Below are 15,913 nucleotides of genomic sequence, written 5' to 3' on the forward strand. Positions count from 1 at the left end.
ATGCTTCTCCTCTCCGCCTACGCGATGGCCCTGCTCGCGGTGCTCGGCGTGATCGTCGACCGGATTTTCGGCGAGCCGCGCGCGCGGCATCCGCTCGTCGCCTTCGGCAACCTCGCGACGAAGCTCGAAGCGCGCCTGAACACCGGCTTTCGCGCGCGGCCCGCGGGCATGCTCGCGTGGTTCATCGCGGTCGCGCCGCCGGTCGCGATCGCGTGGGCGCTCGTCGGCGCCCTGCCCTTCGGCTACGCGTGTCTCGTGCACGTCGTGCTGCTGTGGTTCGCGCTCGGCGCGAAAAGCCTGCGCCAGCATATCGCGCCGATCGCGCGGGCGTTGAGCTTCGGCGATATCGAGAACGCCCGGACGCTGGCCTCGCGCATCGTGTCGCGCGACACGTCACGCGCCGACGAAAACGCCCTTTCGCGCGCCGCCGTCGAATCGGCGCTGGAAAACGGCAACGATGCGATCTTCGGCGCGCTCTTCTGGTTCGCCGTCGCGGGCGGGCCGGGCGCGCTCATGTTCCGCCTCGCCAACACGCTCGACGCCATGTGGGGTTATCGCACGCCGCGCTATCTGCGCTTCGGCTGGGCCGCCGCGCGCATCGACGACGTCCTCAACTTCGTTCCCGCGCGCCTCACGGCGGCGACCTACGCGCTCGCGGGCGACACGCACATGGCCTGGCATTGCTGGCGCACCCAGGCGCGCTCGTGGGACAGCCCCAACGCGGGGCCGGTGATGGCGTCGGGCGCGGGCAGCCTGAACGTGCTGATCGGCGGCGCGGCCGTCTATCACGGCGTGCTCGAAACGCGCCCGACGCTCGGCGCGGGCCATAGCGCGAGCCCGAAGCACATCGTCGCGGCATTGCGGCTCGTCGAGCGCGCCACCCTCATGTGGCTCGCGGTGCTGCTGATCTTCGCCGCGCTCTTCGCAACCACGGGCAGTTGAGATGACGCATTCCATCCGTCACGGCGGCAATCTGCGCGAAGCCGCGCGCCGCTACGCGATTCCTTTCGACGACTGGCTCGATCTCTCGACGGGCATCAATCCGCACGGCTATCCGGTGCCGCCCGTGCCGCCGGATGCGTGGCGCCGCCTGCCCGAAGACGACGACGGTCTCGCCGACGCCGCCGCGCGTCATTACGGCGCGCCGCACGCGCTGCCCGTGGCGGGTTCGCAAGCCGCGATCCGCGCACTGCCCGCGCTGTTGCCGCGCGGCACGGCGGGCGTCGCGCCGCTGACTTACGGCGAATATGCGCCGGCGTTCCTGCGCGCGGGCCACGCCATCGCGACGCTCGACGTCACCGCGCACGATGTGCCCGATACCGTCGATCACGTCATCGTCGCGAATCCGAACAATCCGACCGCGGAGCGGCTCACGCGCGCCACGCTCCTGCGCTGGCATGCGCGGCTTGCGGCGCGCGGCGGCACGCTGATCGTCGATGAAGCGTTCGCCGATGTCGATCCCGCGGCGTCCCTTGCGAGCGAAACCGCGCGCGACGGGTTGATCGTGCTGCGCTCCGTCGGCAAGTTCTTCGGGCTCGCGGGCATTCGCGCGGGCTTCGTGCTGGCGTCGCCGTCGGTCATCGATCCGTTGCGCGACGCGCTCGGCGCGTGGACCGTGAGCGGCCCCGCGCGCCACGCGGTAGAGGCCGCTTTCGCCGATACCGAATGGCAGCGCGCCACGCGCGAACGCCTGCAACGCGACGGCGCGCGCCTCGCGGCGCTGCTCGCGGGCCTCGGCTTCGACGTGCGCGCGACGCCGCTTTTCGCCTGGACGCCGACGCCCGACGCGCCCGCGCTCCATCACGCGCTCGCGTTGCGCGGCATCTGGACGCGTCTTTTCGATCTGCCCGGCATGATGCCGAGCCTGCGCATCGGCTTGCCGGGCGCGGAAGGCGACTGGGCGCGTCTGTCGCTCGCCTTGCGGGAGGTATGCGCGTGATGTTACGCCGCGCGCTGGGCTTTTTGATCAGCGTCTTCATGACGCAAGCGCATGCGATCACCGTCACCGATGATAGCGGCGCATCCGTCACGCTGGCGAAGCCGGCCGAACGTGTCGTCAGTCTCGCGCCGCATGTCACCGAATTGCTGTTCGCGGCGGGCGGCGGCGCGCGTATCGTCGGCGCGGTGACGTACAGCGATTACCCGAAGGAAGCGCAAGCCATTCCGCGCGTCGGCGACAACAAGGCGCTCGATCTGGAACGCATCGTCGCGCTGCATCCGGATCTGATCGTCGTGTGGCGGCACGGGAACGCGGCGCGTCAGATGGACCGCCTTCAGGCGCTTGGCATTCCGATCTATTTCAGCGAACCGAAGCGCCTCGACGATATCGCCGCGAGCATCGGCAAGCTCGGCGCGTTACTCGGCACGCAGACGAGCGCGCAAGCGGCATCGAGCGCATTCACACGCGATATCGCGCAACTGCGTACGCGCTATGCGCAAAAACCGCCCGTCTCCGTGTTCTATCAGGTCTGGGACGATCCGCTGATGACGCTCAACCGCGACAACGTCTTCGATGAAGTGATCGGACTGTGCGGCGGCGTGAACGTGTTCGCGGCGGAAAAACCCCGCGTGCCGACGATATCGACCGAAGCCGTGCTCGCGGCGAATCCCGAAGCGATCGTCACCGCGACGCCCGGCGCGACGAAGCCCGAGCGCACGTTACCCGCGCTCGACCGATGGAAACGCTGGCCAGCGCTCACCGCCGTGTCCCGCGGCAATCTCTTCGGCATCGACGGCGATCTCATCAACCGGCCAACGCCTCGGCTCGCGCTGGGCGCGACTGAGTTGTGCCGCGATCTCGATGCAGCGCGCGAGAAACGACCCAAGTAGTCACGCGTTCCAGCGCACGAGCAGCCACTGTCCGCGCACGCGCCTGAACCACGCGACACCGCCGAAATCGAGCGGCCATTGCAGCGTGTTCTCGCGCGCGATGCCGAGCAGATGCGCCGCGAGCACGCGCACGACGCCCGCATGCGCGAGCACATGCACGGCTTCGTCGCGGTTCGCGCATGTTTCGCCGAACCATGCCAGCACGCGACCGGCAAACTGCGCGAGGCTCTCGCCGCCGTGCGGGCGCGCGTGCTCGATGTCGGCGGCCCAGGCATCGATGAGCGCGCGATCGATCGTGTCCCATGCGCGGCCCTCCCACGCGCCGAAGTGCATTTCGGCGAGGCGTGCGTCGATATGCGCATCGGACGAAAGGGCTTGAGCAAGCGTTGCGCATCGCTGCAAGGGACTCGCGTGCCAGCCATCGGCGCAAGCGGGCACGTTTAGCGCGTGCATGCGCGCGTTGAGCTTGCCGGCCAGATCGCGGACGTCGCATCGCAAAGGCACATCGGTTTGTCCATAGCAGACACCCGCTTCGATGGCGACTTCCGGATGCCGGATCAGGACGAGATCCATGCGAGCCCGATGAGATAGATCGCGATTTCGAACACTTGCTGCGCGAAGCCGAGGCAATCGCCGGTATAGCCGCCGATGCGCCGCACGAAATAGCGTCCGATGAAAAAGCGCAGGACCGCGAGCACGACGAGGGTCACGCACGCGAGCCTGATATCGATCATAAAAAGCCACGGCAAGCCGAACACGAGCGCCATCGCGAACGACGGCCAGCGCATGCGCTGCGCGACCGGCTTCGCCTTGCCTTCGGCGCGCACGTACTCGAGCGTGACGAGATAGCTGATCGCGAAGACGCGGCTTGCGGCGTGCGCGGCGATCATCGTCCATGCGACGCGTTGCGGCGGCAGCGAAGCCAGCGTCTGCCACTTGAGCGCCAGCGCGACCACGAGCGCGATCGCGCCGAACGCACCGATGCGCGAGTCGTGCATGATGCGCAACGCATCGTCGCGGGTATAGGCGCCGCCGAATGCATCGACGCAATCGGCCAGGCCGTCTTCGTGGAACGCGCCGGTGAGAACGAGCGTCGCGGCCATCGACAGCAAAACCGCCACGCTCGCCGGAAACACGCGCAGCGCCGCGAGATAGACGAGCGCCGCGACCCCGCCGACCATCGCGCCGACAAGCGGAAAATAGCGCGCCGCCGCGTTCAGGTACTCGCGCTCGAAGCCGACCCAGCGCGGCACCGGCACGCGCGTGAAATAGCCGAGCGCGGTGAAGAAGTAACGCAGTTCGTCGAGCGGACGGTTCATCTCAATCGGCTTGGTTCGCTTCCTTGTTCGACACACCTGCCGACTCGAAGCTCGCCATTTCATCGACGAACGCGACCGCCGCGCGCAGGACCGGCAGCGCGAGCGCCGCGCCGGTGCCTTCGCCCAGGCGCAAGTCGAGTTGCAGGAGCGGCGCGGCATCGAAATGAGCGAGCATGCGTCGATGCCCCGCTTCGTCCGATGCATGCGCGAACACGCAATAGTCGAGCACGTCGGGCGCGATCTTCGAGGCGACCAGAAGCGCGGAAGTCGCGATGAAGCCATCGACGAGGATCGTCATGCCTGCGCAGGCGGCGGCGAGATAGGCACCCGTCATCGTCGCGATTTCGAAGCCGCCGAAGGTCGCGAGCGTGTCGATGGCATCGCCTTCACCGCGATGCAGCGCCAGCGCTTTCGACAGCACATCGCGTTTATGCGCGAGACCTTTGTCGTCGAGGCCGGTGCCGCGGCCCACGCAATCTTCGATCGGCACGTCGCACAGCCGGCTCATCAGGCACGCCGCCGCCGACGTATTCGCGATGCCCATCTCGCCGAAGCCGATCACATTCGTGCCGAGCGCCGCATGATGCCGCACGCGCGCCGCGCCCCGCGCGATGCCTTCGAGCGCAGTCTCGCGCGACATCGCGGGCTCGTGCGCGAAGTTGCGCGTGCCCAGCCCGAGCGACAGACGTTCATAGCCATGATCGATGGGAATGGGCGTCGCGACGCCCGCATCGACCACTTCGAGCGTCATGCCGACCGAACGCGACAGCGCGTTGATCGCCGCGCCGCCGGTCAGGAAGTTCGCGACCATCTGCGCGGTCACTTCCTGCGGAAACGCGCTCACGCCCTCTTTCGCGATGCCGTGATCGCCTGCGAACACGATCATCGCGGGACGCTCGATGCGCGGCTTCGTGGTGCGTTGAATCAGGCCCATCTGCAGCGCGAGAGATTCGAGCCGCCCGAGGCTGCCGGGCGGCTTCGTCTTCATGTCGATGATGCGGCGCAGCTCCGCTTCGAGGGTGCGGTCGAGCGCGCGGGGCATGGGAATGTCGTTCTGCATCGGAAGTCCTTCAGAGGCGATGAATGGAAGGCACGAGCGCTTCATGCTCGCCGTCGCGGATCAGCGCGAGCGGATAGCCGAAGGCGGCGCTCGCGCGCTCGGGCGTCAAGACGTCGGCGACGAGGCCCGCGTGTGCGCCGCCGTGGCCGTCGAGCAACAGCGCGTGCGTCGCGAAACGGCGCGCGAGATTCAGATCGTGGCACGAGAACACGATGGTGCGCTTCTGCTCGCGCGCCGCATCGCGCAGCGCATGCAGGCAGTCGATCTGATGATGCAGATCCAGGTGCGTAAGCGGTTCGTCGAGCAGCACGAGCGGCGCGTTCTGGCAGAGCGTGGCGGCCAGCGCGACGCGTTGACGTTCGCCGCCCGACAGCGTCAGCACGTCGCGCGACGCGAACGCGGCGAGCCCGAGCATGTCGAGCGCCGCGCGCGCCGCAATGCGGTCGTCTTCGTTCTCCCAGCCCCATCCCGTCAGATACGGAAAGCGGTTGAGCAGCACGGTATCGAGCACGGTTGCGCTGAACGCGTCGTGCGTGGCCTGCGGCATCAGCGCGCGCTGGCGTGCGAGGTCCGCCGCGCGCCATGTCGCGAGCGCGCGGCCATCGAGCGACACGACGCCCGACGCCGGTTTCGACAGCCCCGCAAGCACGTTGATGAGCGTGGTCTTGCCCGCGCCGTTCGGCCCGGCGATGCACCACACCTCGCCCGCTTCGATGGATTGCGTGAGTCCGTCGATGAGCGTGCGTGCGCCCACGCGAAGCACGAGATTGTCGAGATGCAGCGTCATCGCGGTCTGCCCAGCAGCATCCACAGGAACATCGGCACGCCGATCAGGGCCGTCACGACACCCACCGGCAATTGCGCCGGCGCGATGACCGTGCGCGCGGCGAGATCGGCGGCCATCACGGCGAGGCCGCCCGCGAGCGCGGCGGCGGGCACGAGCATGCGCTGGTCGTTGCCGAAGGCAAGGCGCAGCAGATGCGGCACGACCAGGCCGACGAAACCGATGGTCCCCGCCGTCGTCACCGCGGCGGCGGCCGCGAGCGACGCGACGAGATACACGCGCAAGCGCAGGCGCGCGACCGGCACGCCGAGCGACTGCGCCGCCGCATCGCCACGCAGCAGCACGTTCAATTGCGGCGCGGCCGGCACGATCGCCAAGAGCACGACAGCGAGCGCGGCCAGCGCGGGCCACGGCGCCGCCGCGCCGTTCAGGTCGCCCGTGAGCCAGAAGATCATGCCGCGCAAGCGGTTCTCCGGCGCAATGCTCAGCATCAGCGTGATCAGCGCGCCCCATCCCGATGCGATCACGACGCCCGTCAGCAGAAGCCGTGGCGATGCGTCCTGGCCGCTGCGCCAGACGTCGCCGCGCGCAAGTCCGAGCACGAGCACGATCGAGGCCAGCGCGCCCGCGCATGCCGCGATATCGACGCTCCACCACGGCAGCGAGGCGAGCATCGCGGCGAGCGCGAACGCCGCCGCGCCGCCGGACACGCCGAGCACATACGGCTCCGCCAGCGGATTGCGCAACAGCACTTGCAGCAACGCGCCCGCCGTCGCGAGCAGCGCGCCCGATGCGAAGCCCGCGAGCGCGCGCGGCAGACGCAGCGTGAGCACGATGTCATCGGCGATATCCGGCGTCGCGGCGTGCATGTGAAAGAGCGCGCCGAGCGCGCGCGAGACCGGCAACGCGACGCTGCCCATCGCGAGCGACGCGACGAGCACGCACACGCACGCGGCGCCGAGTGCGATCCAGATGGTCGTGGCGCGAGCGGCGTTCATCGCATGGACGCGCGGAATGGCATCACTCACGACGGATGCCAGCCCAGCGTGATGTAAGCGCCGCGCCGTGGCGTGTTGTACGAGTACGCAAGTTCATAGTCCTTGTCGAACAGATTGTCGATGCGCGCCGTGACGTACCACGATTTCGATATGTCGTAACGCGCGGACAGATTCACGATGCCGTAACCGCTGAGCGTCGAGTCGTAATCGTGGCGCTCGCCGCTCACGATCCATTCGCCGCCGACGCGCCAGCGCCCGATGGTCCGATGCGCGGTGAGCGTCGCGAAATGCCGCGCGCGCCGCGTCAGGTCTTCGTTGTTCGTTTCATCGACGGGATTCTGGAACGTCACGCCCGCGCGCACGTCGGTTGCGCCGAGATGCCCCGCCCACGATCCTTCGATACCCTGCACCTTCGCGCGCCCGACGTTCTGCGCGACATAGTAGAAGCCGCCGTTGGATACATAGTCGATCAGATTCGAATAGCGCGTCTGGAACAGCGTGACGCGCGCGACGCCCAGCGCATTCGATGCGTACTGCAGCGCGGCCTCGACCGAATGGCTGCGCTCCGGCTGGATCGACGGATTGCCGCTCATCGGATAGTAGAGGTCGTCGAAGCTCGGCGCGCGAAACGACGCCGCATAGCTCGCGCTCGCGCGCCAGTGCGCATCGAAGTTGTAGGCGTAGCCCAGATAGTAGCTGTTCGCGCCGCCGAAATCGGAATACTGGTCGTGCCGCAGATTCGCCTGCAATTCACTCGCTCCGATGCGCCCGACATAGCCCGCGAACACCGAATTCACGTGACGATCGGGCGCGTCGAACTGATCGGAGTCGAGCGTCTGATCGAGATGTTCGTAGCCGAACAGCAGCTTGTGCGCATCGCTCAGCCTGACATCGTTCTGCCAGGTGTATTGACGATTCTCCGAATTGAAGCGGCTCGTGTAGACGCCGTTCTGCTCGATGTTCGAGCGGTCCTGCCCCTGCGCGATGGTGAAATGCGTGGTCCAGTTGTCCGTGATCCTGCCGTTCGCGAACACGGACGCGGAGCGCACGCGATCGTGCGTTTCGTTGATATCGGTCGGCAGGCCGTAGGCATCGTCGAAACTGTTGACGCCGTTCGATTGCAGAAAGCGCACGCCCGCGTCCCACTTGTCGCTGAATTTGTGGCGCAGAGTCGCCGCGAGGCTTTCGTTGAGATAGCCGTTCGCGTTCGGATTCGCGTTGGGCGCGATGTTCGGATCGATCGACGTGAAGCCGTCGGTCTTCTCGCGCGAGACGTTGACGCTGAAGGTCGTGCGGCCGTCCTTGTCGAGCGCGCCGTTCACGCCCGCCGACTGCCGCTGCGTGTGATAGCTGCCGTACTCGGCCTCGAAGTTGAAGCGCGGCGGATGCGGCTCGCCCTCCTTCGTGAAAATTTGCACGACGCCGCCGATCGCATTCGAGCCATACAGCGCGGACACGTTGCCGTTCACGACCTCGACGCGCCCGATCTGATCGAGCATCAGTTGCGACAACTGCGCCGCGCCGAGCGATGCCGACTCCACGCGCACGCCGTCGATCAGCACGAGCGATTGCGACGAGGCCGCGCCGCGTATGTAAAGCCCCGAATTCGCGCCCGGCCCGCCGTTGCGCGTGATCTGCACGCCGGGCGCGAGCGCGACGAGGCCGAGGGCGTCGCTGGCGTTGGCGTCGGCGATATCCTGTTCGTCGAAAACGGAAGTCTGCGGAATGGAATCCGCGAGCGGTTGCGGGGCGCGCGTCGACGTCACGACGACGGGCGCAAGCGTTTGCGATGCATCATCCGCGGCGTGAGCGGCATGTGCGAACGGCAAGCCGATGACGGTGGCGGCGAGCGCGCCATGACGGGCGAGGCCGTCCCTGAGCGCGGCCAGTGGCGAAACCATGCGTGAAGTATCCGTGTCCGCGTGAGCGCGGCCCCGCTCCCCGCGAGGACGATGCGCGACGAAACGCAGCGCGCATTCATGCGCGCATGCGTCGAACTCTGGCCGGTATCCGGGCTGGCGACGCATCGTCTCGCCTTCCCGCGCATCGTGCGCAGTGGCGTCGTCACGTTTCTTGCAGTGAGGCATGCGCGATACCGGATCGGCACGCACGCGCTGCAAAAACGCGCATGAGACGACTTGCAACTTGCGTTGCGGTCGCTTACCGTTGCGGGGGCAGCACAGGTTGGCTCGTCCGCGGCGAGTCCTGGTTGGACTTCGAGGACTTCACTCCCTGTTTCCCGTTTGACTGCATCCGCGAGAAACGCAAATGCGAGCACCAAAAGTGCGGCAAGTGTAGGAGCGCGGGTTGGGGCCGTCAAGAAAACGGCACGGACAACATGGCGCGGCGCACGACGAATCGAACAAGAACCGAACGCGCAGCCGGGCCGACCTGTCCTCACGGGTCGCACTCAGCGCTCGCGTTTTCTGCACACGAATGCACGCGATCGATGGTTTAAGCGCGAGATCGCGTGCTGTTACGTCTCGAAACGAGACATTTATCGGAAGCGCTGTTTAACCGCGCTAAAATGCGAGGTCTTTAGAGGACGCAGCACATGCTCAACGAACTCGAATCACTGTCAGGAAATATCGGCCGGCTGATCCAGATCAGCGAGCGCCACAAGCAGGCGCATCAGGCGCTGCAGGACCAACTCGCACAACTGCGCGCCGATTATGCGAACGTGCAGGCCGAGCTCGCGCAAGTGCGCGAAGAACGCGACACGCTGCAATCCGAACGCGATTCGCTCTCCGCCAAAATCGACGACGCGCAAGTGCGTCTCAACGCCATTCTCGAAAAGCTGCCGCGCGTCAAGTCCGGGCAGCATGCCGAATCCGACAATCAACTCGATCTCCTCGAAGCCGATTCGCAGGAAGCACATGAAGCGGAGTTGCACGGCGAGCATCATCAAGGGGAGAAGGCATGACGACCACGCAGATCGAAGTATCCATTCTCGGGCAGCAATACCGCCTCGCGTGCTCGCCCGAAACGGAAGCCGCGCTGCGCGAAGCCGTCGCGCGCGTCGATGCCGAAATGAACAAGGTGCGCAACGCGAGCAGCGTGCGCGGCACGGATCGCATCGCGGTGATGGCCGCGCTTTCGCTGGCGTCGGAATTGCTTAAGCTGCAGGACAGCGTGCGCCACGGCGAGGCGTTTCCCGCCGAGGAGATCCGCCGCACCATGCACTCGATGAACGAGCAACTGGGCGCTGTGATCGCGCAATACGAAGCGCAGTAAGCAGGCACGGTGAAGCGCTTGCGCGTCGAGTCAATCAGCGCGCAATGTCAATCGAAAAAAGAAACCGCGCGAACGCCACCAGATAGCTGCAACGGGCAAACGATTGGTGTAAAGTGACGTTTCCCTGCCTGGTTCGCCAAGGTCATATATTCCTTGAACCAATGCTACATTGGCACGGTTGCGGAACCTTGCAGCACGGGCGCGCGCGTCGCTAGTCCGATGTACCCGAAGTGTTGCTTACCGCGACCAATCTTGAACCCAGGTTCAGGATGCCGGCCTAGCGGCTGTGGCGGGGACCTATCTCAAACGGCATCGGTTTTACCGATGCCGTTTTCATTTGCGTCGACGACTAGCCCCGACGATTTGCCCCGACGATTTCCGCATAGCGAACAATCATGCGCTACTGGCTGATGAAGTCCGAACCGGACGAAGCGAGCATCGATCACCTCGCGCACGCGCCGAAGAAAACCCTGCCGTGGACGGGCGTGCGCAACTATCAGGCGCGCAACTTCATGCGCGATCAGATGAGCATCGGCGACGGCGTGCTCTTCTATCATTCGAGCTGCCCCGAGCCGGGCATCGCGGGCATCGCGAAGGTGTGCTCGACGGCTTATCCCGATCCCACGCAGTTCGATCCGGAAAGCGACTACTACGATCCGAAATCGACGCAGGAAACGCCGCGCTGGATGCTCGTGGACGTGAAGTTCGTGAAGAAGACGCCGCTCATTGCACTCGCGGCGCTGCGCGAACACGAAGAGCTTGCCGATATGCAGGTGCTTGCCCGCGGCAACCGGCTGTCGATTACACCGGTCACGCAAGCGCAGTGGCAATTCATTACCGAGCGCCTCGTCTAACACGGAACTTACTACTCGAAGGCAACGCCTAAAACGCGTCGTACATTACGCGATATTCGGAGTCCTTCGATGATCAAGAAAAAAACCGCAGCCGCGCTCGCCCTCCTCGCGATGTCCGGCGCCGCGCTCAGCTTCTCTCAATCCGCCGCCGCGCAGACGGTGATTACCCAGCCGCAGCCCTCGGGCGTGCTCTCGCTCTCCGCGCAGGCGAGCTCGCAGGTGCCGCAGGATGTCGTCAACATCACGCTCTTCTACGAGCAGGAAGCGGCCGATCCCTCCTCGCTCACCAACACGCTCAATCAGCGCGCGGAGGCTGCGTTGCGCGAAGCCAAGGGCGTCGAAGGCGTGACGGCGAAGAGCGGCTCGTTCACGGTGTATCCGTCGACGGATCGCGACGGCAAGATTTCCGCGTGGCGCGGGCGCACGGAAGTCGTGCTCGAATCGCATGACTTCGCGGCGGCGTCGAAGCTCGCGGGCAAGATGAGCTCGTCGATGCAGGTGGGCAGCGTGGCGTTCTCGCTGTCGCCCGAAGCGCAGCGCGCGGCCGAGCAGAAGCTCGTGTCGCAAGCCATCGATTCGTTCCGCAAGCAGGCGCAGACCGCCGCGCAGGCGTTCGGCTACAGCAATTTCACGATTCGGGAAGTGAACGTCGGGCGCAGCGGGAATCAGCCGCGCCCGATCATGATGATGCAATCGCGCGCAATGAGCGCCGACGCGAAGATGGCCTCGCCCATCGCGATGGAAGCCGGCACGGCGACCGTGACCGTCGACGTGTCGGGTTCGGTGCAAATGGGACGCTGATTACGTCCGGACAGGCTCGGGCGGCAGGCGCAGATTGCGCTTGTACGCCCAGATCATCATGATGACGCCCGCGATGATCATCGGCAGCGAGAGCCATTGACCCATCGAGAGATTGAGCGCGAGCAGGCCGAGATAATCGTCAGGCTCGCGCGCGAATTCCACCGTGAAGCGCGCCAGTCCATAACCGATCAGAAACAGCGCGGAGATCGCGCCCACCGGCCGTTGCTTGCGCGAGAACGTCCAGATCACGACGAACAGCACGAGCCCTTCCAGCGCGATCTCGTACAACTGCGACGGATGGCGCGGCAGCATGTGATAGCGCTGAAAAATCTCGGTGAGATGATATTGCGCATCGAGTTGCGGATTTTTCGCGAGCCAGATCGCGTCGTCGTTCGTCGAATTCTGGAAGAGCATCGCCCACGGCGCGTTCGGGTCCGTCACGCGGCCCCACAGTTCGCCGTTGATGAAGTTGCCGAGACGCCCCGCCGCGAGGCCGAGCGGCACCATCGGCGCGACGAAATCCGTCACTTGCAGCCAGGTGCGCTTGCGCTGAAACGCGAACAGCACCATCGCGAGCGTCACGCCGAGAAAGCCGCCGTGAAACGACATGCCGCCTTCCCAGACCTTGAAGATATCGAGCGGATGCGCCGCGTAAAAGCTCGCCTTGTAAAAAATCACGTAGCCCAGGCGTCCGCCGAGAATCGTGCCGAGCACGCCGTAGAACAGCATGTCGTCGATGTCTTTCGCGTTCCAGCCTTGAGCGGCGACGTAAGGCAGCCGCAGGCGCAGCCGGCCGATGACGATGGCCGACACGAACGCCACCAGATACATGAGGCCGTACCAGCGCACGGCGAGCGGACCGAGATGAATCGCGACGGGATCGAAATTGGGATGTATGAGCATTCTGATGTGGGGAGCTGAGCGACTTTCAAAGGCGAATCATACAGAACCGGCGCTTTCAGCCCGCGAACGGACGATTTCGATGAACCCGGCGAGCACGGGGCTCACTTCCGCGAAGCGCCATACCAGTCCCGTTTCCACGATGGGACCGGGGTCGAGCAACGGACGATACACGACGCCCGTGCGCCGCAGATGACGCAGCGACTGCGGCACGAGCGCGACGCCCATGCCCGCGGACACGAGGCTCACGATGGTCTGCATCTGGATCGCCTCCTGGCCGATGCGCGGCGTGAGCCCCGCCGCGCCGTAGCAACCCATGATGATGTCATACAAACCGGGCGCGAGCCGTCTCGGGAAGACGACGAGCGGGGCCGCCGCGAGATCGTGCAGATCGACGGGCACATCCTCCGCCGAATCCAGTTCTTCCGCCTGTTTCTCCGACATCGCGATCATCAGCGGCTCGCGCGCGATCGGCACATACTGGAGCGAACTCGCGTAGCGCGGCGGCAGCGGCGGAATCACGAGGCCGGCGTCGATGCGCCCGGCGACGAGCTCCTCGATCTGCACGTCGCTCGTCGCTTCCGTCAGTTGCAGGCGCACGCCAGGATAGCGCGCGCCGAAATCGCGCAATAACGCGGGCAAGAGGCCGTAATCGGCGGTGGAGACGAACGCGAGCGACAGCCTGCCCGCCTCGCCGCGCGCGAGCGATTGCGCGAGCGGGCGCAGCGCGTCGGCGGAAGCGAGCAGGCGGCGAACTTCCGGCAGCAGGTCTTTCCCAACCGGCGTCAGTTCCACGGTGCGTTTCGTGCGCGCGAAAAGCTGAACGCCCAGTGCCTCTTCCAGCGCGCGGATCGCCTGCGAGAGCGGCGGCTGCGTCATCGCGAGACGCGCGGCGGCGCGGCCGAAGTGCATCTCTTCGGCGACTGTCGCGAAGTAGCGCAGCAAACGCAGTTCGATGGGCGGATCTCTCTGTTCCATTGATACATTCCGCGACCTAATAAGCCTTGAATAATATATTGGACAGACACATGCCGGGGCTGCATTCTTGCTGCACGAGATCAAAAACATCCCCTCAAGGAGCACATCATGGCTTTCAACCGCCGCTCGAAGAACATCACCCAGGGCGTCGCCCGCTCGCCCAACCGTTCGATGTACTACGCCCTCGGCTATCAGGAAGCCGACTTCGACAAGCCGATGATCGGCGTCGCCAACGGGCATTCCACGATCACGCCCTGCAACGCGGGCCTGCAGCGCCTGGCGGACGCCGCCATCGAATCGATCAGGAAGTCCGACGCCAATCCGCAAATTTTCGGCACGCCGACGATTTCCGACGGCATGTCGATGGGCACCGAAGGCATGAAGTACTCGCTCGTCTCGCGCGAAGTGATCGCGGATTGCATCGAAACCGCCGTGCAGGGGCAATGGATGGACGGCGTCGTCGTCATCGGCGGCTGCGACAAGAACATGCCCGGTGGCATGATCGGCATGGCGCGCATGAACGTGCCGTCGATTTACGTGTACGGCGGCACCATTCGCCCGGGCAACTGGAAGGGCCGCGACCTGACGATCGTGTCGTCGTTCGAGGCGGTCGGCGAATTCACGGCGGGCCGCATGTCGGAGGAAGATTTCAAGGGCGTCGAGAAAAACGCGTGTCCGTCCACCGGCTCGTGCGGCGGCATGTACACCGCGAACACGATGAGCTCGTCGTTCGAGGCACTCGGCATGTCGCTGATGTACTCGTCGACGATGGCGAATCCCGATCAGGAAAAGGTCGATTCCGCCGCCGAATCCGCGCGCGTGCTCGTCGAAGCGGTGAAGAAGGATTTGAAGCCGCGCGACATCATCACGAAGGAGTCGATCGAAAACGCGGTCGCGCTGATCATGGCGACGGGCGGCTCGACCAACGCCGTGCTGCACTATCTGGCGATCGCGCATGCCGCGGAAGTGGAATGGAGCATCGACGACTTCGAGCGCATGCGCAAGAAAGTGCCGGTCATCTGCGATCTGAAGCCGTCGGGTCAATATGTCGCGACCGATCTGCACAAGGCAGGCGGCATCCCGCAAGTGCTGAAGATCCTGCTCGATGCGGGCCTGCTGCACGGCGACTGCATGACGATCACGGGCCGCACGATCGCCGAAGAACTCAAGGATGTGCCGGGCAAGCCGCGCGCGGATCAGAAGGTCATCTTCCCGATCGAGCAGGCGCTGTACAAGGAAGGGCATCTGGCGATCCTGCGCGGCAATCTGGCGGAAGACGGCGCGGTCGCGAAAATCACGGGCCTCAAGAATCCGGTCATCACGGGCCCGGCGCGCGTGTTCGACGACGAGCAAAGCGCGATGGACGCGATTCTCTCCGACAAGATCAAGGCCGGCGACATTCTCGTGCTGCGCTATCTCGGGCCGCAAGGCGGTCCCGGCATGCCTGAGATGCTCGCGCCGACATCGGCGATCATCGGCAAGGGGCTGGGCGAATCGGTCGGGTTCATCACCGACGGGCGCTTTTCGGGCGGCACGTGGGGCATGGTGGTCGGGCACGTCGCGCCGGAAGCGTTCGCGGGCGGCACGATCGCGCTCGTGCACGAAGGCGATTCGATCACCATCGACGCGCACAAGCTGTTGCTGCAACTGAATGTCGACGATGCCGAACTGGCGAAACGACGCGCCGCGTGGAAGCAGCCCGCGCCGAAGTACACACGCGGCGTGCTGGCGAAGTTCGCGGCGCTCGCGGGGCCGGCGAACAAGGGGGCGGTGACGGGCTAGGCATGTAGCTGCAGCGCGGTTCCGTTGGCGCAAAAGAGGCTGCTTCGGCTTTGAGCTGAAGCAGCCTTTTTGCTTCTTCCAGATTAAAACTGCCAACGCGCAATAAAAAGCGACAACGTGATCGGCTCGAATGCGGAACGCTCTTCGTCCCGGACGGTGAAGTAACTGACCGAGACAATGAGAGGTGAAGTCCCTTCTTCCCAATCAGCCAATTTGGATTACGTCGCTCCCGCCAGCCACGCCGTAGCGAGCTTAATCGAATGCATCGAGTTGATTTATAGACGAATGGTCGCTAGGCTTTCCATTTCTACCAAGATTCGCATCTATTTTTTATTTTGCACTGCTTGACGACAACAAGCGAACGCAACTCCCGC

At 65.3% G+C, this 15,913-nt stretch carries 16 protein-coding genes, 1 other RNA gene and 1 riboswitch; of the genes, 9 read left to right on the forward strand and 8 right to left on the reverse strand.

Translation table 11 applies throughout. The features are described from left to right. The 3 genes from cbiB to LY284_RS09455 are packed head-to-tail and all read left to right on the forward strand — an operon-like array spanning position 1 to position 2,829. Positions 1-942: an adenosylcobinamide-phosphate synthase CbiB gene (gene cbiB, locus LY284_RS09445; RefSeq protein ID WP_045450399.1), complete on the forward strand. Its 942-nt coding sequence runs from the start codon at positions 1-3 to the stop codon at positions 940-942. Between the two features lies 1 nt (position 943). Next, positions 944-1,939 carry a threonine-phosphate decarboxylase CobD gene (cobD, locus tag LY284_RS09450; RefSeq protein ID WP_014190675.1) on the forward strand — a complete coding sequence of 332 codons (996 nt, stop codon included), beginning with the start codon at positions 944-946 and terminating at the stop codon, positions 1,937-1,939. Next, positions 1,939-2,829 carry a cobalamin-binding protein gene (locus LY284_RS09455; protein ID WP_014190674.1) on the forward strand — a complete coding sequence of 297 codons (891 nt, stop codon included), beginning with the start codon at positions 1,939-1,941 and terminating at the stop codon, positions 2,827-2,829. The genes cobD and LY284_RS09455 overlap by 1 nt, the downstream gene beginning before the upstream one ends. Here LY284_RS09455 and LY284_RS09460 read toward each other — a convergent pair whose 3' ends face one another. The 6 genes from LY284_RS09460 to LY284_RS09485 are packed head-to-tail and all read right to left on the reverse strand — an operon-like array spanning position 2,830 to position 8,891. Continuing rightward, positions 2,830-3,402 (reverse strand): histidine phosphatase family protein, encoded by a 573-nt coding sequence (locus LY284_RS09460; protein WP_014190673.1) that lies wholly within the window; start codon positions 3,400-3,402, stop codon positions 2,830-2,832. Next, on the reverse strand, positions 3,387-4,148 hold the full coding sequence (locus LY284_RS09465) for an adenosylcobinamide-GDP ribazoletransferase (RefSeq protein WP_014190672.1): 762 nt from the start codon (positions 4,146-4,148) through the stop codon (positions 3,387-3,389). The genes LY284_RS09460 and LY284_RS09465 overlap by 16 nt, the downstream gene beginning before the upstream one ends. 1 nt (position 4,149) lies before the next feature. Then, entirely contained in the window at positions 4,150-5,208 is a 1,059-nt protein-coding gene (gene cobT / locus LY284_RS09470) for a nicotinate-nucleotide--dimethylbenzimidazole phosphoribosyltransferase (protein WP_014190671.1), read from the reverse strand. Positions 5,209-5,218: 10 nt separating this feature from the next. Continuing rightward, a complete protein-coding gene (locus tag LY284_RS09475) occupies positions 5,219-5,995 on the reverse strand; it encodes an ABC transporter ATP-binding protein (protein WP_041730181.1) in 777 nt (258 codons plus the stop codon). Further along, entirely contained in the window at positions 5,992-6,990 is a 999-nt protein-coding gene (locus tag LY284_RS09480) for an iron ABC transporter permease (RefSeq protein ID WP_045451877.1), read from the reverse strand. Before LY284_RS09480 ends, LY284_RS09475 begins: the two co-directional genes overlap by 4 nt. 26 nt (positions 6,991-7,016) lie before the next feature. Continuing rightward, complete coding sequence (locus LY284_RS09485) at positions 7,017-8,891, reverse strand: TonB-dependent receptor domain-containing protein (RefSeq protein ID WP_014190668.1); 1,875 nt, start codon at positions 8,889-8,891, stop codon at positions 7,017-7,019. An 82-nt stretch (positions 8,892-8,973) separates the two neighbouring features. Continuing rightward, positions 8,974-9,287, reverse strand: a riboswitch (cobalamin riboswitch). Between the two features lie 257 nt (positions 9,288-9,544). Here LY284_RS09485 and LY284_RS09490 point away from each other — a divergent pair. From LY284_RS09490 to LY284_RS09510, 5 genes are all read left to right on the forward strand, one after another. After that, entirely contained in the window at positions 9,545-9,913 is a 369-nt protein-coding gene (locus LY284_RS09490) for a hypothetical protein (RefSeq protein WP_014190667.1), read from the forward strand. Next, positions 9,910-10,224: a cell division protein ZapA gene (locus LY284_RS09495; RefSeq protein WP_014190666.1), complete on the forward strand. Its 315-nt coding sequence runs from the start codon at positions 9,910-9,912 to the stop codon at positions 10,222-10,224. Before LY284_RS09490 ends, LY284_RS09495 begins: the two co-directional genes overlap by 4 nt. 118 nt (positions 10,225-10,342) lie before the next feature. Then, positions 10,343-10,524: non-coding RNA, 6S RNA (ssrS, locus tag LY284_RS09500), on the forward strand. Between the two features lie 95 nt (positions 10,525-10,619). After that, entirely contained in the window at positions 10,620-11,078 is a 459-nt protein-coding gene (locus LY284_RS09505; RefSeq protein ID WP_014190665.1) for an EVE domain-containing protein, read from the forward strand. A 111-nt stretch (positions 11,079-11,189) separates the two neighbouring features. Beyond that, a complete protein-coding gene (locus LY284_RS09510; protein WP_375294257.1) occupies positions 11,190-11,879 on the forward strand; it encodes an SIMPL domain-containing protein in 690 nt (229 codons plus the stop codon). Here LY284_RS09510 and lgt read toward each other — a convergent pair whose 3' ends face one another. Then, positions 11,880-12,782 (reverse strand): prolipoprotein diacylglyceryl transferase, encoded by a 903-nt coding sequence (gene lgt / locus LY284_RS09515; RefSeq protein ID WP_014190663.1) that lies wholly within the window; start codon positions 12,780-12,782, stop codon positions 11,880-11,882. It lies immediately after the preceding gene. 36 nt (positions 12,783-12,818) lie between these two features. Then, positions 12,819-13,757, reverse strand: a complete 939-nt coding sequence (locus tag LY284_RS09520; RefSeq protein ID WP_014190662.1) for a LysR substrate-binding domain-containing protein — start codon at positions 13,755-13,757, stop codon at positions 12,819-12,821. 108 nt (positions 13,758-13,865) lie between these two features. On the opposite strand from LY284_RS09520, the gene ilvD reads away from it, so the two are divergent. Continuing rightward, positions 13,866-15,539 (forward strand): dihydroxy-acid dehydratase, encoded by a 1,674-nt coding sequence (ilvD, locus tag LY284_RS09525; protein WP_014190661.1) that lies wholly within the window; start codon positions 13,866-13,868, stop codon positions 15,537-15,539. The last annotated feature ends 374 nt before the right edge of the window (positions 15,540-15,913 follow it).

This window comes from Caballeronia sp. PC1, assembly GCF_021353155.1.
In the GTDB taxonomy this organism is placed as follows: Bacteria; Pseudomonadota; Gammaproteobacteria; order Burkholderiales; family Burkholderiaceae; genus Caballeronia; species Caballeronia cordobensis.